Consider the following 17,564-nt stretch of genomic DNA (forward strand, 5'->3'; position numbering starts at 1 on the left):
ACGCGAGGGGCCCGGGTGCGTGCACCCGGGCCCCTCGACCGTTCCGTCAGGCCGTCTCCGGCCGGCTAAGCCGCTCACGTCGTACGACGCCTGCGCGCGCCCGGGCGTCGTTCGCTCGGCCGGAAGACCGCTTCGCCGGCCTCCTTGGCCGCCTCGCGGCGTGCCGCGCCGTACTCGGCGAGGGCCTCCGCGAGCTTCGACACCGACGGCTCCGGGGAGAGCACGTCGACCCGCAGGCCGTGCTCCTCCGCGGTCTTGGCCGTCGCCGGGCCGATACAGGCGATGACCGTCACGTTGTGCGGCTTGCCCGCGATCCCGACCAGGTTGCGGACGGTCGAGGAGGACGTGAAGAGAACGGCGTCGAAGCCGCCGCCCTTGATCGCCTCGCGGGTGTCGGCCGGCGGCGGCGACGCGCGCACGGTCCGGTAGGCGGTGACGTCGTCGACCTCCCAACCGAGCTCGATCAGCCCGGCGACCAGCGTCTCGGTGGCAATGTCGGCCCGCGGCAGGAAGACGCGGTCGATCGGGTCGAAGACCGGGTCGTACGGCGGCCAGTCCTCCAGCAGTCCGGCCGCGGACTGCTCCCCGCTCGGGACCAGGTCCGGCTTCACGCCGAACTCCACCAGCGCGGCGGCGGTCTGCTCGCCGACCGCGGCGACCTTGATGCCGGCGAAGGCCCGCGCGTCGAGCCCGTACTCCTCGAACTTCTCGCGGACCGCCTTGACCGCGTTGACCGAGGTGAAGGCGATCCACTCGTAGCGGCCCGTCACCAGGCCCTTGACCGCGCGCTCCATCTGCTGCGGGGTGCGGGGCGGCTCCACGGCGATCGTCGGCACCTCGTGCGGCACCGCGCCGTAGGAGCGCAGCTGGTCGGAGAGCGAAGCAGCCTGTTCCTTCGTCCGCGGTACGAGGACCCGCCAGCCGAACAGCGGCTTCGACTCGAACCAGGAGAGGTCCTCGCGGCGCGCGGCGGCTCCGTGTTCGCCGACCACGCATATGACGGGGCGGGCACCCTCGGGCGAGGGCAGCACCTTGCCCTGCTTGAACACCTGGGCGATCGTGCCGAGCGTCGCCGACCAGGTCCGCTGGCGCGTCGTCGTGCCGGAGACCGTCACGGTCAGCGGGGTGTCGGGCTTGCGTCCGGCGCTCACCAGCTCGGCGGCGGCGGCCGAGGCCGTCTCCAGCGTCGCGGAGACGACGAGGACCCCGTCGCTCGCCCCGGCCTCGCTCCAGCAGCGTGCCGACGCGGTCCTGGCGTCGACGAACCGCACATCCGCGCCCTGCTTGTCGCGCAGCGGGACACCGGCGTACGCGGGCACGCCGACGGCGGTCGCGACACCGGGCACCACCTCGAAGGGGATCCCCTCGGACGCGCACGCGAGCATCTCGTCGGCGGCGTTGCCGTCGAGTCCGGGGTCGCCCGTGACGGCACGGACCACCCGCCTGCCGGAGCGTGCGGCCTCCATGACAAGATTGGCCGCGTCCCGGATCACCGGGACCCCGGCGGCTGCTGACACTTCGTCAGCTACCGTCAGCTGCGGCGTGTCGACACCCGCGCGCGCATGCGTCCGTACGACTTCGAGCACCTCGGGCTCCGCGATCAGTACGTCCGCGGCGGCGAGCGCCTCGACGGCCCGCAGCGTGAGCAGACCCGGGTCGCCCGGGCCGGCACCGAGGAAGGTGACGTGTCCGTGGGCGGCGACGGCCGGAAAGGCGGAGGTGGTCGGAATTGAGGGGTTCAAAGCGATCGCTCCCCCATCAGACCGGCCGCGCCCTTGGCCAGCATCTCGTCCGCGAGTTCGCGGCCGAGCGCCATGGCGTCGTCGTACGACTGGGGCACGGGACCGGTGGTGGACAGCTGCACCAGCGTCGTGCCGTCGAGGGTTCCGACGACGCCGCGCAGGCGCATTTCATTGACAATCCGTCCGTCGGCCAGCAGGTCGGCGAACGCGCCCACGGGTGCGCTGCAGCCGGCCTCCAGGGCGGCGAGCAGAGAACGCTCCGCGGTCACGGCGGCCCGGGTGTGCGGGTCGTCGAGCCGGCCGAGCGCGGCGATGAGGTCCGTGGAGGACGCAGGGCACTCCACGGCCAGGGCTCCCTGGCCGGGGGCGGGGAGGATGCTGTCGACGGACAGCAGGTCGGTGGCCTCGTCGCCGCGGCCGATCCGGTTCAGGCCGGCGGCCGCCAGGACGACGGCGTCGAGTTCGCCGTCGCGGACGAAGCCGATGCGGGTGTCGACGTTGCCGCGGATGGGCACGGTCTCGATCCGCTTGCCGAGTGACCGCGCCAGGTGGTTGAGCTGGGCGGTGCGGCGGGGCGAGCCGGTGCCGACCCGGGCGCCGTCGGGCAGCTGCTCGAAGGTCAGGCCGTCGCGGGCGACGAGCGCGTCGCGGGCGTCCTCACGCCGCGGCATGGCCGCGATGACGAGGTCGTCGGGCTGCGTGGTCGGCAGGTCCTTCAGCGAGTGCACGGCGAAGTCGACCTCGCCGCGCAGCAGCGCATCGCGCAGGGCGGTGACGAACACGCCGGTCCCGCCGATCTGGGCGAGGTGCTCGCGCGAGACGTCACCGTACGTCGTGATCTCCACGAGTTCGACGGGCCGGCCGGTGAGCTCCCGGACCGCCTCGGCGACGTGCCCCGACTGGGACATGGCCAGCTTGCTCCGCCGCGTACCGAGCCGCAGCGGCTGGTCGGGACGTGTGTTCATGATGCCCGTCCTGGGTCGTCGTCGTTCTTCGGATCGGCCGCGTCCGCCCGGCTGACGGAAGCAACCGTCTGAGGGTCGAGGTCGAAGAGTTCACGCAGCGCCTCCGCGTACCCGGCGCCGCCGGGCTCGCTCGCGAGCTGCTTGACGCGCACGGTCGGCGCGTGGAGGAGCTTGTCCACGACGCGGCGCACGGTCTGGGTGACTTCGGCGCGCTGTCGCTCGTCGAGGTCCGGGAGCCGCCCGTCGAGGCGGGCCACTTCCATGGCCACGACCTCGGCCGCCATGGCCCGCAGGGCGACGACGGTGGGCGTGATGTGGGCGGCCCGCTGTGCCGCGCCGAAGGCGGCGACCTCCTGGGCGACGATGCCGCGTACGGCGTCGACGTCGGCCGCCATCGGGGCGTCTGCGGACGCCTCGGCGAGGGACTCGATGTCCACGAGCCGGACGCCCGGGATCCGGTGCACGGCCGCGTCGATGTCCCTGGGCATGGCCAGGTCGAGGAGCGCGAGCCGGACGTCGGTGGCGTGGGCCTGCGCACGGGCGGTCCTGCGGGGCTGCCGCTGCGCGGCGGCCTCGCCCTGGTCGGCCCAGGTCCCGTGCAGTTCGAGGGAGTTGGCGTCGACGCCGGTCAGCGCGGAGCGCCCGTCGGGCCCGACGGGGCACCCGTCCGCCGCGGCGTCCGCGGAAGCGCTGATGGTCCGCGCGGCTCCGGCGTCGGCGATCCGGCCGCCCGCCTCGGCGGCGGCGACCAGCCGGGCCAGTACGTCGCCGTCCGGCATGGCCGCTTCCGGCCCGGCCGGCGGCCCGGCCGGGTGGGCCTGGGGTGCAGCCCCGAGCGCACCCTGCTCGGCGGGCGCGGGCTCACCGGCGGCCCCCCAGGACACGGCGGCCAGGACGTCGTCGGCGGTCAACACGAGCCCGGTGGCACCCGTGCAGGACACGACCACGTCGACTCGGGTCAGCTCGTCCGGCACCGCCGCCATCGCGAGGGCCGAAGCCCGCACACCCGTGCCTGAGGCAACCAGAATCTCCGCCAGCCGCTCCGCCCGCTCGGCGGTCCGGTTGGCCACGACGATCTCGGCGACGCCGACCCGGGCGAGGGTGGCGGCGGCCAGCGAGGACATCGACCCGGCGCCGATCACCAGGGCACGCCGGCCCCGGGCCCACTCGGCCACGGGCGTGCCCGCCGCGAGCTGTTCCAGCCCGAAGGTCACCAGCGACTGGCCGGCGCGGTCGATGCCGGTCTCCGAGTGCGCCCGCTTGCCGACCCGCAGCGCCTGCTGGAACAGGTCGTTGATCAGCCGGCCGGCGGAGTGCAGCTCCTGCCCCAGCGCGAGGGCGTCCTTGATCTGGCCGAGGATCTGTCCCTCGCCCACGACCATGGAGTCCAGTCCGCACGCCACCGAGAACAGGTGGTGCACCGCCCGGTCCTCGTAGTGCACGTACAGGTAGGGAGTGAGCTCCTCCAGCGCGACCCCGCTGTGCTGGGCGAGCAGGGTGGACAGCTCGGCGACGCCGGCGTGGAACTTGTCCACGTCCGCATACAGCTCGATGCGGTTGCACGTGGCGAGCACCGTCGCCTCCGTCGCGGGCTCGGCGGCGAGGGTGTCGTGCAGCAGTTTGGTCTTGGTGTCGGCCGACAGCGAGGCGCGCTCCAGCACGCTCACGGGTGCGCTGCGGTGGCTCAGCCCGACGACGAGCAGGCTCATGCCGGCATCACCGCCGGGACATCGCCCTCGGGTCCGGGCTTGCGCGCCTCGGCGGTGGTGCGCCCGGCCGGCGGCACGACGGCGGCGGCGGGCGCGGCGCCGCCCGCCCCGGAGCCGGGCTCGGCGGCCGAGGCGGCCTCCTCGCCGGCCTTGCGCTGCTCGTGGAAGGCCAGGATCTGGAGCTCGATGGAGAGGTCGACCTTGCGGACGTCCACACCGTCGGGCACGGACAGCACGGTCGGCGCGAAGTTCAGGATGGAGGTGACCCCGGCCGCGATCAGCCGCTCGCTGACCTGCTGGGCGGCACCGGCGGGCGTCGCGATGACGCCGATCGAGACGCCGTTCTCCTCGATGATCTTTTCGAGGTCGTCGGTGTGCTGCACGGACATGCCGGCGACCGGCTTGCCGGCCATGGCCGGGTCGGCGTCGATGAGGGCCGCGACGCGGAAGCCGCGCGCGGAGAAGCCGCCGTAGTTGGCGAGGGCGGCGCCGAGGTTGCCGATGCCGACGATGACGACCGGCCAGTCCTGGGTCAGGCCGAGCTCACGGGAGATCTGGTAGACGAGGTACTCGACGTCGTAGCCGACGCCGCGGGTGCCGTAGGAACCCAGGTACGAGAAGTCCTTGCGCAGCTTGGCGGAGTTGACTCCGGCGGCCGCCGCGAGCTCCTCGGAGGACACCGTGGGGACCGATCGCTCGGAGAGCGCGGTCAGGGCGCGCAAGTACAGCGGAAGCCGGGCGACAGTGGCCTCGGGAATACCTCGGCTGCGGGTCGCCGGTCGGTGAGTTCGGCCAGTTGCCACGATGCTCCTGCGGGATGAGCGGGGCTGCAGGCGGCCTCTTGTCCCAGGACCGCCCCGTCGACAGCAGGCTATGCCTTTGTGAACGCGTGCACAAAGATTGTGTCCGCTTTGTCCGACCAAAGTGACCGGGGTCACGCGACGTCGGCACGCAAATCCGGAACCGACGGCACGCCGAACCCGTTCAAATACCAAAGGGGGCAAAACCGTGCACACTCCTCACAGATACGCCCCCAGACCCCACAAATCGCCCATGATGGTAACCGGGGAGTGAGTCACCCTCCCAATGCCCGCCGAAGCCGGTCCGGGTTCACCCTCCAGAAGGTGTGCTGCTCGCCGTCAACCAGGACCACCGGAATCTGCTCCCAGTGGAGCCGGTAGAGCTCCTCGTCCTGCGAGATGTCCTTCTTCTCCCATGGCGCACCGGTCTCCGCGCAGACCTTGGCGACGACCTCCTCGGCCTCGTCGCACAGGTGGCACCCGGGCTTGCCGATGAGCGTCACCATCCGCTCACCGGGGCTCTTCTTCTCTTTACGGCGCAACAAAGGGCTCATGCCCCCCATTCTCCCGCGCCCGCACGGCCCGCCGGGGCCCGGCGGTGTCGCGAAGAGTTAACGCCTCCGTTTCCCATCGGTTCGGGAACTCCCGAACACAGTGGCTATGCTCGCGTCATGGCCGCTCCCGGATGGCTCTCCCCCCGCAGGCGCTCCGCCACCGCACGCAGCGTGCTGGCAGGCGAGGCCTCGGCCGAGGCCGCCCGCAAGACCGCGCAGGGCGGGACCGACCAGCTCACCGGAGCCGAGGCGGACGAGACCGACCTCGACCTCCTCGAAGCCGGGGAACCGGCCGAGGAGCTCGCGGAGCCCGCTTTCCCCGTCGCCGGCGACGACCTCGCCGCGGCCTTCTTCGACCTCGACAACACCGTCATGCAGGGCGCCGCGATCTTCCACTTCGGCCGCGGCCTTTACAAGCGCGAGTTCTTCCGACGCCGCGAACTGGCCCGCTTCGCCTGGCAGCAGGCCTGGTTCCGCCTCGCCGGGGTCGAGGACCCCGAGCACATGCAGGACGCCCGCGACAGCGCCCTGTCCATCGTCAAGGGCCACAAGGTCTCCGAGCTGATGGCGATCGGCGAGGAGATCTACGACGAGTACATGGCCGAGCGGATCTGGCCGGGCACCCGCGCCCTGGCCCAGGCCCACCTCGACGCCGGCCAGAAGGTGTGGCTCGTCACCGCCGCGCCCGTGGAAACCGCCACGATCATCGCCCGCAGGCTGGGCCTGACCGGCGCCCTGGGCACCGTCGCGGAGTCGGTCGACGGCGTCTACACCGGCCGCCTGGTCGGCGAGCCGCTGCACGGCCCGGCCAAGGCCGAGGCGGTCCGCGCGCTGGCCGCCGCCGAGGGCCTCGACCTCGAACGCTGCGCCGCGTACAGCGATTCGCACAACGACATCCCGATGCTGTCGCTGGTCGGACATCCGTACGCGATCAATCCCGACACAAAACTGCGCAAGCATGCCCGGACCAACGACTGGCGACTGCGCGACTATCGGACCGGCCGCAAGGCCGTGAAGGTCGGCGTCCCGGCGGCGGCCGGAGTCGGCGCGATCGCCGGCGGCGCGGCCGCCGCGATCGCCCTGCACCGGCGCCGCAAGTAGCAGACCAGGGCCCCGCCCCAGGCCACACGGCGGCCACGCCCGCCCGCACCGCCGGCCTGCCCTGCCACGGGCATTCGCTCACCTCTACCCGCGCCCCGGACGCGGCACTCGGCCGCGCCCGACTCGGTCGCAGGCCTCCTTGGAAGCTTCCATTCCGCGCACTTAAACGATCAAGAATCGATCACCAACTGCGACCGAATATGCCCTCGACACGCAACAGAAGTGTCGGAACCGGTGATTTGAGCAACTGGGTGTAGCGCCGCCTGTACGAAGCGTTATTCTCCTCAAACGCATGCCACCGGCCACCTGTCGCCACGACGGATGAACGGTCCCGCACTGCACGTGATGGAAGCTCTGCCTCTGGGAGTCCCGTGTACCCACCTGTCGGGGTTGACGCCTCGGGCCTGGCTCAGCTGCGCACAACGGTCCTCGACCACCTGCGCGGCTTCGTCCCCACCGCGTACACCGCCCCCACCTTCGCCGCCGCGGTTCCTGCCGGCCTCGGCCCGGCCGGTCCCTGCTACGCCCTGACCGACGGCGGGGCGACGGTGGGCAGACGAGGTCGCTCGGCCTCCGGAGGCTCGAACGGCGCGGCCGGCACGAGCACCCAGGCCGCCCCCCGCCGCCCCCTGGCGGACAGCGACCAGGCCCGCATGATGGATCTGGTCGAGCGCGCCCAGGCCGGAGAGGCCGAGGCCTTCGGCCGCCTCTACGACCAGTACAGCGACACGGTCTACCGCTACATCTACTACCGCGTCGGCGGCAAAGCGACCGCGGAGGACCTCACCAGTGAGACCTTCCTGCGCGCCCTGCGCCGCATCTCCACCTTCACCTGGCAGGGCCGCGACTTCGGCGCCTGGCTCGTGACGATCGCCCGCAACCTGGTGGCGGACCACTTCAAGTCCAGCCGCTTCCGGCTGGAGGTCACCACCGGGGAGATGCTCGACGCCAACGAGGTGGAGCGCAGTCCCGAGGACTCCGTCCTGGAGTCCCTCTCCAACGCGGCGCTCCTGGAAGCCGTACGGAAGCTGAATCCGCAGCAGCAGGAATGCGTGACCCTGCGCTTCCTGCAGGGCCTCTCGGTCGCCGAGACGGCCCGCGTCATGGGAAAGAACGAGGGCGCCATCAAGACGCTCCAGTACCGGGCGGTGCGCACCCTGGCCCGCCTCCTCCCCGAAGACGCCCGCTGACGGACCGTGCAGACAACATCAACCCGACCTCACATCCGGTGACCCCTCGATGACGCTGTGGTCCGATCATCCTTCGTCCGTAACCCAAGTGCCGCGACGCTCGTTGTGCGGAATGCAGGCTCCCTGTGGACACGCCCTACCCGAAGCCGCTCACTCGAAAGTGTGGATGCGCTCAAGGAAGGCAACCTTCCGGACACCTTGGGGAGTCGATCGTCATGACGAGAGGAGGTGCCGCCAGTGATCGCGAACGTGACCCCGCACCGGCGGGCGAACGCCTTCGCCCAGGCCCTGGAGGGTCGGAACCCATCCGACCTTTCGGAACCGGACCCGGCGGCCGAGCAGTCCGAGGCACCTGCCGAACCTGCTGACCACGACCGGTTGTTGGCCCTGGCGAGCGTGCTCGGCGAACGGATGCCGCGCCCAGTGCTGGACCCCGAGACCAAAGTGGTGCAGCGAGCGCAGCTCGTTGCGGCCATGGAAGCCATGGTGCTGGAGGAGAGGGCCGGGGGCGGTGCCGCCTCGGACCCTCAGGTGCCCGAGCAGCGGACCGGCCGCGGCGCCCACCGGGCGACCTCGCTCCGGAAATTGCGGCCCCGCTCCCGCTGGTCCAAGGGCATCGCAGCGGGCGGCCTCACCGTGGGTGTGGCCGCAGGGGCCTTCAGCGGAGTGGCCGCTGCCAGTTCCGACGCCCTGCCCGGTGACCACCTCTACCCGGTGAAGCGGGGCATGGAGGACCTGAAGCTGGGGATGGCCGACGACGACGCGGAGCGCGGCGAGGTCTACCTCGACCGGGCCTCCAACCGTCTCTCCGAGGCCCGCCGGCTCATGGAGCGAGGCCGGACCGGCACCCTGGACCACGAGTCCCTGGGTGCGATCCGCCGAGCGCTGTCGGGCGTCAAGCACGACGCGGAAGAGGGGCACCGCCTCCTCCAGGCGGCGTTCGACCGGGACGGCTCCCTGGGCCCGATCCAGACCCTGTCGTCGTTCTCCCGCTCCCACCGCGACACGTGGGGCAAGCTGCGCGAGAAGCTCCCCGTGCAGCTCACCGACGTCGGCGGTGAAGTGGACTCGGTCTTCCAGGCCATAGACGAAGACGTGGCGCCGCTCCAGAGCCTGCTCCCCAAGCCGCCGGAGCAGTCCCGCGGCACCGGCTCGTCGGGCTCCCCCGCCCAGCCGGACGCGCCCAGCGGTGCCAAGCAGCCCGCCCCCGCCCCGGACACGCCGTCCGGCAGCGGCCCCGCGCCGTCCCCGTCGGGCAGCAGCACCCGGCCGCCGGCCGACGGCGGTCTCCTCGGTGGTACGGGCGACCTGCTCAAGCCGTCCACGGGACAGTCGGGGCAGCCCGCCTCGGGCACCCAGGAGAGTCCGAAGCCCGACATCACCCTGCCGCCCCTGCTCCCGGGCCTCCTCCCGGGCCTGGGCCTCGGCGCGGAGGACGCGAAGTAGCGCGGTAGCGGCAGACGATGCGGTGGTGGGCCGGGGCGATGTCCCGGCCCACCACCGGACGGCCGGACGGCGTCAGAAGAACACGGATCTCCGCTGCACCAGCAGCTTGTAGAGCGTGTGCTGGATCTGCTCCCGCACCTGGTCCGTCAGGTTGAACATCAGCATCGGGTCCTCCGCCGCTTCCGCGGCGTACCCGTCGGTCGGGATCGGCTCACCGAACTGGATCGTCCATTTCGTCGGCAACGGCACCGCCCCCAGCGGTCCCAGCCACGGGAACGTGGGCGTGATCGGGAAGTACGGGATGCCCAGCAGGCGCGCCAGCGTCTTCGCGTTGCCGACCATGGGGTAGATCTCCTCCGCACCCACGATCGAGCAGGGCACGATCGGCGTGCCCGCCCGCAGCGCCGTCGACACGAACCCGCCCCGCCCGAAGCGCTGGAGCTTGTACCGGTCCCCGAACGGCTTCCCTATCCCCTTGAAGCCCTCCGGCATGACACCGACCAGTTCACCGGCCTCCAGCAGCCGCTGCGCGTCCTCCGCGCACGCCAGGGTGTGTCCCGCCTTGCGGGCCAGCTCGTTCACCACCGGCAGCACGAACACCAGGTCGGCCGCCAGGAGCCTCAGGTGACGCTCCGCCGGGTGGTGGTCGTGCACGGCCACCTGCAGCATCAGTCCGTCGAGTGGCAGCGTCCCGGAGTGGTTCGCCACGATGAGGGCACCGCCCTCCGCCGGAATGTTCTCGATGCCCCTGACCTCGACCCGGAAGTACTTGTCGTACAGCGGCCGCATCAGCGACATCAGGACCTGGTCCGTCAGCTCCTTGTCGTAGCCGAAGTCGTCGACCTCGTACTCCCCGGTGATCCGCCGCCGCAGGAACGCCAGCCCGCCGGCGATCCGCCGGTCCCAGCCGTCACCGCGCTCCGCGGGGGCCGCATCGGGATCCGGCGCGACAGCGGCCGGCTCCCGCTGCGCCGGTCCGGGGGCCGGCACCGCCCGCACCCGGCGGGGCACCCGCCGGCGCGGCCGGTCCTCGTCGAACGGAATGACCTTGGCGTCCGCCACTATCGCTTCGCTCCCTCAACCGTGTCGACGTCGTCCCGCAGGCCGTCCGCATCCAGCATGGCCGCCACCCGGTCCACAGCCCGCCCGACCCGCTCGGGCGGCAGCAGGCCGCTGCCCCGGCTCCGCGCGAAGTCCGCGAAGGTCTCGGTGGTCGTGTAGAGCGGCTGGAAGCCGAGCACCTCGCGCATCTGGGTGGTCTCCACGACCCTGCCGTGCGTGAGCAGCCTCATCTGGTCGGCCGAGAAGTCGGTGACTCCGACCGCCCGCAGCGCCGACCCCACCCAGGTGAGCGCGGGCAGCAGCAGCGGCAGCGTGGGCCGGCCCAGCCGCCTCGAACACTGCGACAGCAGCAGCACGCCGTCACCCGCGATGTTGAAGGTCCCGCTGTTCAGCGTTCCGCGCCGGGGCTCCTGCGCGGCCAGCCGCAGTACCTCCAGCACATCGTCCTCGTGCACGAACTGCAGCCGCGGGTCATAGCCCAGCACGGTCGGCGTCACCGGCATCGAGAAGTACTCGGCGAGTGCCGAATCGGCGAAGGGTCCCAGGATGTTCGCGAACCGCAGCACGCACACCGCGACGTCCGGGCGGCGACGCGCGAAGCCCCGTACGTATCCCTCGACCTCGGCCGCGTCCTTGGCGAAGCCGCCCGCCGGCAGTGACTTCGGCGGCGTGGTCTCGGTGAAGACGGCCGGATCCCGCGGGGTGCCCCCGTACACGCTCGTAGTGGACTTCACCACGAGCCGCCGTACCGTCGGCGACTTCTGGCAGGCCCCCAGGAGCTGCATCGTCCCGATGACGTTGGTCTCCTTGACGGCGCTGTACGCGCCGCCCGCGACCGGCCGACTGCCCGTGACCGCCAGGTGCACCACCGTGTCCACGGCGTGCTCGGCCAGGACCCGGGCGATCGAGGACTGCCTGATGTCCGTACGGACGAACAGCGCCGACCCCAGCCGGTGCGGCGGCGTCACCGCGTCCACCGCGATCACTCGCTCGACCTCCGGATCGCGCTGGATCCGGCGCACGAAGCGGCCCCCCAGCTGCCGGGCAGCCCCGGTGACGAGTACGACCTTCCCCACGAGCTCAGCGCCTCCCTCGAAGAAGTACCCGGCTGCACCGCAGCCCCTCCACCAAGGATGGTGGAGGGGCTGCGGAGAACACGTACAGCTGCCGTTTACTTCTTGTTACGGCGCTGGACGCGGGTGCGCTTGAGCAGCTTGCGGTGCTTCTTCTTGGCCATCCGCTTGCGCCGCTTCTTGATAACAGAGCCCACGACTACCCTCGCTCACTTCTCTTCACTGGTGCGGGGCGTCTGGGCCCACACGACCTACGTCGGCCTAGCCTACCCGCCCGAGCTCCGAGCCCGTAATCCGAGTGCTTCCCAGGGGTTACGAAGGCGTCAGGGTCCGTCCGTCTCAGGCCGACTCCACCCCCACATAGGACTCTCGGAGGTACTCGTGGACCGCGTTCTCGGGGACCCGGAAGGACCGGCCCACCCGGATCGCGGGCAGATGACCGTTGTGCACCAGCCGGTACACGGTCATCTTCGACACTCGCATCACCGAGGCGACCTCCGCCACGGTCAGGAACTGAACCTCACTGAGAGGCCTCTCGCCAGCAGCCATGACACACCTTGACCTTCCGCGCAGGACGGGCACCGGCTTCCCCTCCGGTTACTCCTCGTCGTCGCACGCTCACTCCCCAGAGTAGGGGCGCGTGATACGAGTGGGGAAGAGGAGCTACGGCCACTCCTGCCGCCCCGTCAGACTCGCCCGGCCCAACACGAACCGGGCAAGCGGATGGTAGTGGTCCGATCGCACCGCGTCATCAAGCGGAACGGCCACCGAGACCCGCCCCTCGGCCTCGCCCACGAACAGCGCGGGATCATCCGTGTCCGCCAGACCGATCGCCTCCACACCGAGCTGACCTGCGCCGCACACCCATCCGTGGTCACCCACCACCAGGTCCGGCAGGGGCTCGCCGGCCTCCGCGAGGGCCCCCAGAGCCACCCGAACCGGCAGCGGCGAATGACTGTGCACGCCGGTCGCACTCCCCGGCGCCTGCACGCCGGGTTCCCGCACCAGTGCGACCCCTCGTACGTAAGCGATGCGGTGCGTGCGTACGCCGAACCGGGTCGCCACGTCGACGCTCACCCCCTGCGCCGGACGCAGGACAACACATCCCGCCGCCGACATCGCCTCGGCCAGACCGGCGTAGAAACCCAGGAGCCGATGCGGGTGCCCGGTCCCGAACAACACGTGCGACCGCGCCCCGGCCGCCTCGGCGAGCCGTCCCGCGAACGCCTCCAGCGCGGCCACCGTCCGCTCCGGATCGATCGTGTCCGGGCCGCTGACGTGCGAAGGATCCGCCGACACACCGCACTTGTCCGCCATCAGCCTCAGCAGTTCACCCTCGCCCCAGCCCCGCTCCGGCTCCAGCCCCAGCAGCACCCTCGGATCCCGCGCCGCGAACAGGCGGTAGCTGCGCAGGCTCTCCTCACGGGAGGTCGCGACGGGCCCGGCCAACCGGGCGGCCAGCAGATGCGCACGCAGCGCGCCGGTGCTCAACACCCTCCGATGCTCCCCCACCACATCTGTCGGGTCATCAATTCTGCCGAACAGCCCCACAGTTGGCGTAACGATGCAGCAGGCTCCCACCGGCACCGACGCTGCCCGCGGCGCCAGCCGTCAGGTCAGCATGCCGCGCAGCGGGAACACCGCCCGCCGGGTGGCGAGAACGGCCTGATCCGTCCGGTCCGCCGGGTCGTAGCCGGCGTCCCAGTCCCGCCACGAAGGGCTTCGCCCGTCGGTCATCCGCCCCGGCGCCACCTGACGCGTCCGTGCGTACACCTCGTCGCGCCAGGACGCCGGGACCGCGCTCTCCGGGTCCAGCGGCCGGTGCGCGGCGATCGCCACCAGGTGCGTCCACGACCGCGGTACGACGTCCACCACCGCGTACCCGCCGCCGCCCAGCGCCAGCCACCGCCCGTCCGCGTACGCGTGCGCCAGCGCGTGACAGGCCTCCTGCACGGCCCGCTGTGCGTCCAGGGACACCGCCAGGTGCGCCAACGGGTCCTCGAAGTGGGTGTCGGCGCCGTGCTGGGTCACCAGCACCTGTGGCCGGAAGTCCGCCAGCAGCTCCGGCACCGTCGCATGGAAGGCCCGCAGCCAGCCCTCGTCCCCGGTGCCGGCCTCCAGCGCCACGTTCACCGCCGAGCCCTCGGCCGCCGGGCCACCGGTCTCCTCCGGCCAGCCGGTCTGCGGGAAGAGCGTCCGCGGATGCTCGTGCAGCGAGACCGTCAACACCCGCGGGTCGTCCCAGAAGGCGGCCTGCACACCGTCACCGTGATGGACGTCCACGTCCACGTACGCGACCCGCTCCGCCCCCAGTTCCAGCAGCCGGGCGATCGCCAGCGACGCGTCGTTGTAGACGCAGAACCCGGCCGCTCCTCCCGGCATCGCGTGGTGCAGCCCGCCGGCGAAGTTCACGGCGTGCTCGGCCTCGCCGCGCCAGATCGCCTCCGCGCCGGCCACGGACTGCCCGGCGATCAGCGCCGAGGCCTCGTGCATCCCGCGGAACGCCGGATCGTCCACGGTACCGAGCCCGTACGACCCGTCGGCGGCGTCCGGATCGACCGACACCTCGCGCACCGCGGCGACGTAGTCCTCCCGGTGGACGAGCCGCAGCGTCGAGTCCCCGGCCACGGGAGCCGCGCGCACTTCCATGGCCCGGTCCAGCCCGAAGGCGCGCACCAGGCCCATGGTCAGTGCCAGGCGCACCGGGTCCATCGGATGGCTCGGTCCGAAGTCATACCCCGTTACCGCCTCGTCCCACATCAACAGCCCGGTCACCGGCTCGCCGCTCATGGTCGACACCGTATCGGGCCTCCCGCGGCCCGAACGAGCGGGCATGGAACAGCGTGATCAGGACGAGCAGCATCGGCACCAGCATCGCCCCCCGGTAGCTCCAAACGTCGCCGATCGCCCCGACGAGCGGCGACCCGATCAGGAAGCCCACGTAGTTGAAGATGTTCAGCCGCGCGACCGCCGTGTCCGAAGCCCCGGGGAACAGCCTCCCGGCCGCCGCGAAGGTCTGCGGCACGATCACGCACAGCCCGACGCCCAGCAGCGTGAAGCCGATCATCCCCACCCACACCCCGGGGGCGGCCGCCACGACCGCGAACCCGGAGGCCGCCAGCAGCGTCCCGCAACGCACCACCGCCACCGCCCCGAAGCGCCGCACCCCGAGGTCGCCCACGGCCCGCCCCACGAGGGTCGTCACCATGTACACGTTGTACGGGACGGTCGCCGTCTGCTCCGAACTCCCGAGCACGTCCTGGAGGTACTTGGCACTCCAGTTCGCGACCGTCGAGTCCCCGATGTACGCGCACGCCATCACCAGGCAGAGCGGCAGCAGCAGCCCGAACCCGCCGCTGCCCAGGCCCTGCTCCGACTCGCCGTCCGCCCCGGCGCGCTCCTCCCGGTCGACGTAGTACCGGCTCCCCGACAGCACGAGCGGCAGCAGGACGGCCACGGCCGGCAGGTAGCTGACGAACAACCCCAGGTGCGCGTGCGCCCCGAACCAGGCCGCGGACGCACCGAGGATCCCGCCCAGGCTGTACGCGGCGTGGAAGCCCAGCATGATGCTGCGCCCGTAGGCCCGCTGCAGGCTGACTCCGAGCATGTTCATCGACGCGTCCAGGGCACCCACCGACAGCCCGAACGCCCCCAGGGCCACCGCCACGTGCCACAGGCGCTCACCGGCCCCCACGCCGAGCAGCGACAGCAGCACCAGCGGCTGGGCCCACCGCAGGACGGCACTGGGCGCGACCCGCTTGACCAGGTGCTCGGTACCGACGCTGGCCACCCCCGCGAGCACGGGTACGGCGGCCAGGAAGACGGGCAACAGCCCGTCGGATATCCCGTACCGGTCCTGGATGGCCGGGATCCGGGTGACGAGCAGGGCGAAGGTGACGCCCTGCACGAAGAAGCTGAACCCCAGGGCGCCGCGGCCGCGGCGCAGCCGCACATCATCCGTCATGGCGGGTCAGCGTAGGCCCCGGGGCTACCCGTGGGTAGAGAGGTCACACGGGCAGTTGCAGGATCAGCGGCAGCTGCATCATGTCGCCGAAGTACCCGGTGGCACCGGGCATCCGGTCCGCGGGCAGCAGCGCGGTGTACCCGTACACGTCCATCCCGGCGGCCGCGGCGGCCTGGATGCCGCGCGGGCTGTCCTCGATGACGACGCACTGCGCGGGCTCGACGCCCATCCGGCGTGCGGCGTGCAGATAGAGCTCGGGGTCGGGCTTGCCCCGGGACACGTCCTCCGCGCTGAAGATCCACTCCTCCTCGAACCACCCGTCGAGGCCGGCCAGGCGGTGCCCGACCCGGATCCGCTCGTGGCTTCCGGAGGACGCCAGGCAGTACGCGATGCCGTGGGCGGTCAGCGCCCCGAGGACCTCCTCCACGCCGGGGACGGGCTTGAGTTCCGTCTCGAAGGCGGCGACGGTCCGGGCGTGGAGCGTCTCGTCGAAGTCCGCCGGCAGCTGCCGGCCGGTCCGTTCTCCGACGAGGTCGTGCACCTGCCGCACGGCGGCCCCCATGTAGTCGCGGACCGATTCCTCGTACGTGGTGGGGTGCCCCAGCTCGGTGAGGTACCCGGCCAGGACGTTGTTGGCGATCGGCTCGCTGTCCACCAGCACGCCGTCGTTGTCGAAGATGACGAGGTCGTAGCCCATACCTCCACATTACGGAGGAAACGGATGCGGCACGGTGCCGCCGTGCCCACCCCGGCACCGGGTCACCCGACCGGCCCGTGAACGCGGAAAAGCCCCGTACCAGAAGGTACGGGGCTTCCCCATAAAAATTGTTCGGCGGCGTCCTACTCTCCCACAGGGTCCCCCCTGCAGTACCATCGGCGCTGAAAGGCTTAGCTTCCGGGTTCGGAATGTAACCGGGCGTTTCCCTAACGCTATGACCACCGAAACACTATGAAATTTAGAACGCTGGCATGTCATCACAGCCGTTCGTTATTTCAGAACTAACACAGTGGACGCGAGCAACTGAGGACAAGCCCTCGGCCTATTAGTACCAGTCAGCTCCACCCGTTACCGGGCTTCCACATCTGGCCTATCAACCCAGTCGTCTACTGGGAGCCTTACCCTCTCAAGGAGGTGGGAATACTCATCTTGAAGCAGGCTTCCCGCTTAGATGCTTTCAGCGGTTATCCCTCCCGAACGTAGCCAACCAGCCATGCCCTTGGCAGGACAACTGGCACACCAGAGGTTCGTCCGTCCCGGTCCTCTCGTACTAGGGACAGCCCTTCTCAATATTCCTACGCGCACAGCGGATAGGGACCGAACTGTCTCACGACGTTCTAAACCCAGCTCGCGTACCGCTTTAATGGGCGAACAGCCCAACCCTTGGGACCGACTCCAGCCCCAGGATGCGACGAGCCGACATCGAGGTGCCAAACCATCCCGTCGATATGGACTCTTGGGGAAGATCAGCCTGTTATCCCCGGGGTACCTTTTATCCGTTGAGCGACGGCGCTTCCACAAGCCACCGCCGGATCACTAGTCCCGACTTTCGTCCCTGCTCGACCCGTCGGTCTCACAGTCAAGCTCCCTTGTGCACTTACACTCAACACCTGATTGCCAACCAGGCTGAGGGAACCTTTGGGCGCCTCCGTTACCCTTTGGGAGGCAACCGCCCCAGTTAAACTACCCATCAGACACTGTCCCTGATCCGGATCACGGACCGAGGTTAGACATCCAGCACGACCAGAGTGGTATTTCAACGGCGACTCCACACCAACTGGCGTTGATGCTTCAAAGTCTCCCACCTATCCTACACAAGCCGAACCGAACACCAATATCAAACTGTAGTAAAGGTCCCGGGGTCTTTCCGTCCTGCTGCGCGAAACGAGCATCTTTACTCGTAGTGCAATTTCACCGGGCCTATGGTTGAGACAGTCGAGAAGTCGTTACGCCATTCGTG

The 17,564-nt window shown here is 70.8% G+C and carries 16 protein-coding genes and 2 rRNA genes (1 of these 18 running past the window's edge); 3 read left to right on the forward strand and 15 right to left on the reverse strand.

Features of this window, described 5'->3' with window-relative positions:
• Window positions 1–74 precede the first annotated feature (74 nt).
• From AW27_RS14155 to AW27_RS14175, 5 genes are all read right to left on the reverse strand, one after another.
• The gene (locus AW27_RS14155; RefSeq protein ID WP_037918672.1) at window positions 75–1,742 is read right to left on the reverse strand and encodes a bifunctional uroporphyrinogen-III C-methyltransferase/uroporphyrinogen-III synthase; all 1,668 of its coding nucleotides are present in this window, start codon (window positions 1,740–1,742) and stop codon (window positions 75–77) included.
• Window positions 1,739–2,707: a hydroxymethylbilane synthase gene (gene hemC / locus AW27_RS14160; protein ID WP_037918670.1), complete on the reverse strand. Its 969-nt coding sequence runs from the start codon at window positions 2,705–2,707 to the stop codon at window positions 1,739–1,741. The genes AW27_RS14155 and hemC overlap by 4 nt, the downstream gene beginning before the upstream one ends.
• Entirely contained in the window at window positions 2,704–4,416 is a 1,713-nt protein-coding gene (locus AW27_RS14165; protein ID WP_037918668.1) for a glutamyl-tRNA reductase, read from the reverse strand. The genes hemC and AW27_RS14165 overlap by 4 nt, the downstream gene beginning before the upstream one ends.
• Window positions 4,413–5,219 carry a redox-sensing transcriptional repressor Rex gene (locus tag AW27_RS14170; RefSeq protein WP_037918666.1) on the reverse strand — a complete coding sequence of 269 codons (807 nt, stop codon included), beginning with the start codon at window positions 5,217–5,219 and terminating at the stop codon, window positions 4,413–4,415. Before AW27_RS14170 ends, AW27_RS14165 begins: the two co-directional genes overlap by 4 nt.
• Window positions 5,220–5,491: 272 nt before the next feature.
• Window positions 5,492–5,779: a glutaredoxin family protein gene (locus tag AW27_RS14175; protein WP_037918664.1), complete on the reverse strand. Its 288-nt coding sequence runs from the start codon at window positions 5,777–5,779 to the stop codon at window positions 5,492–5,494.
• 108 nt (window positions 5,780–5,887) lie between these two features.
• Here AW27_RS14175 and AW27_RS14180 point away from each other — a divergent pair, with 108 nt between their 5' ends.
• From AW27_RS14180 to AW27_RS14190, 3 genes are all read left to right on the forward strand, one after another.
• Entirely contained in the window at window positions 5,888–6,871 is a 984-nt protein-coding gene (locus AW27_RS14180; protein WP_037918662.1) for an HAD family hydrolase, read from the forward strand.
• A gap of 371 nt (window positions 6,872–7,242) precedes the next feature.
• Window positions 7,243–8,061, forward strand: a complete 819-nt coding sequence (locus AW27_RS14185; protein WP_037918661.1) for an ECF subfamily RNA polymerase sigma factor, BldN family — start codon at window positions 7,243–7,245, stop codon at window positions 8,059–8,061.
• Window positions 8,062–8,298: 237 nt separating this feature from the next.
• A complete protein-coding gene (locus AW27_RS14190; RefSeq protein WP_037918659.1) occupies window positions 8,299–9,507 on the forward strand; it encodes a DUF5667 domain-containing protein in 1,209 nt (402 codons plus the stop codon).
• 72 nt (window positions 9,508–9,579) lie between these two features.
• Here the strand turns inward: AW27_RS14190 and AW27_RS14195 are convergent, their stop codons facing one another.
• From AW27_RS14195 to AW27_RS14240, 10 genes are all read right to left on the reverse strand, one after another.
• Window positions 9,580–10,569, reverse strand: a complete 990-nt coding sequence (locus AW27_RS14195) for a lysophospholipid acyltransferase family protein (protein WP_037918658.1) — start codon at window positions 10,567–10,569, stop codon at window positions 9,580–9,582.
• On the reverse strand, window positions 10,569–11,645 hold the full coding sequence (locus AW27_RS14200; protein ID WP_037918656.1) for an NAD-dependent epimerase/dehydratase family protein: 1,077 nt from the start codon (window positions 11,643–11,645) through the stop codon (window positions 10,569–10,571). Before AW27_RS14200 ends, AW27_RS14195 begins: the two co-directional genes overlap by 1 nt.
• 95 nt (window positions 11,646–11,740) lie before the next feature.
• Complete coding sequence (locus AW27_RS14205) at window positions 11,741–11,839, reverse strand: 30S ribosomal protein bS22 (protein WP_003948845.1); 99 nt, start codon at window positions 11,837–11,839, stop codon at window positions 11,741–11,743.
• A 142-nt stretch (window positions 11,840–11,981) separates the two neighbouring features.
• Window positions 11,982–12,191 (reverse strand): helix-turn-helix domain-containing protein, encoded by a 210-nt coding sequence (locus AW27_RS14210; RefSeq protein ID WP_008738568.1) that lies wholly within the window; start codon window positions 12,189–12,191, stop codon window positions 11,982–11,984.
• Window positions 12,192–12,305: 114 nt separating this feature from the next.
• Window positions 12,306–13,136: a phosphatase gene (locus AW27_RS14215; protein ID WP_037919804.1), complete on the reverse strand. Its 831-nt coding sequence runs from the start codon at window positions 13,134–13,136 to the stop codon at window positions 12,306–12,308.
• 117 nt (window positions 13,137–13,253) lie between these two features.
• The gene (locus AW27_RS14220) at window positions 13,254–14,402 is read right to left on the reverse strand and encodes an acetoin utilization protein AcuC (RefSeq protein ID WP_037919802.1); all 1,149 of its coding nucleotides are present in this window, start codon (window positions 14,400–14,402) and stop codon (window positions 13,254–13,256) included.
• Window positions 14,374–15,606 carry an MFS transporter gene (locus tag AW27_RS14225; RefSeq protein ID WP_037918654.1) on the reverse strand — a complete coding sequence of 411 codons (1,233 nt, stop codon included), beginning with the start codon at window positions 15,604–15,606 and terminating at the stop codon, window positions 14,374–14,376. Before AW27_RS14225 ends, AW27_RS14220 begins: the two co-directional genes overlap by 29 nt.
• 43 nt (window positions 15,607–15,649) lie before the next feature.
• Window positions 15,650–16,303, reverse strand: a complete 654-nt coding sequence (locus AW27_RS14230) for an HAD family hydrolase (protein ID WP_037918652.1) — start codon at window positions 16,301–16,303, stop codon at window positions 15,650–15,652.
• 130 nt (window positions 16,304–16,433) lie between these two features.
• Window positions 16,434–16,550: ribosomal RNA gene (gene rrf, locus AW27_RS14235) — 5S ribosomal RNA — on the reverse strand.
• A 79-nt stretch (window positions 16,551–16,629) separates the two neighbouring features.
• A 23S ribosomal RNA gene (locus AW27_RS14240) occupies window positions 16,630–17,564 on the reverse strand (it continues 2,184 nt past the right edge of the window).

This window comes from Streptomyces sp. PCS3-D2 (genome assembly GCF_000612545.2).
In the GTDB taxonomy this organism is placed as follows: Bacteria; Actinomycetota; Actinomycetes; order Streptomycetales; family Streptomycetaceae; genus Streptomyces.

Excerpts from the sequence above, each read along its gene's own strand:
- hemC (WP_037918670.1), bottom strand. The coding sequence starts at position 2,707 with ATGAACACACGTCCCGACCAGCCGCTGCGGCTCGGTACGCGGCGGAGC.
- AW27_RS14165 (WP_037918668.1), bottom strand. The coding sequence starts at position 4,416 with ATGAGCCTGCTCGTCGTCGGGCTGAGCCACCGCAGCGCACCCGTGAGC.
- AW27_RS14175 (WP_037918664.1), bottom strand. The coding sequence starts at position 5,779 with ATGGGGGGCATGAGCCCTTTGTTGCGCCGTAAAGAGAAGAAGAGCCCC.
- AW27_RS14180 (WP_037918662.1), top strand. The coding sequence starts at position 5,888 with ATGGCCGCTCCCGGATGGCTCTCCCCCCGCAGGCGCTCCGCCACCGCA.
- AW27_RS14210 (WP_008738568.1), bottom strand. The coding sequence starts at position 12,191 with ATGGCTGCTGGCGAGAGGCCTCTCAGTGAGGTTCAGTTCCTGACCGTG.
- AW27_RS14220 (WP_037919802.1), bottom strand. The coding sequence starts at position 14,402 with ATGTGGGACGAGGCGGTAACGGGGTATGACTTCGGACCGAGCCATCCG.
- AW27_RS14225 (WP_037918654.1), bottom strand. The coding sequence starts at position 15,606 with ATGACGGATGATGTGCGGCTGCGCCGCGGCCGCGGCGCCCTGGGGTTC.
- AW27_RS14230 (WP_037918652.1), bottom strand. The coding sequence starts at position 16,303 with ATGGGCTACGACCTCGTCATCTTCGACAACGACGGCGTGCTGGTGGAC.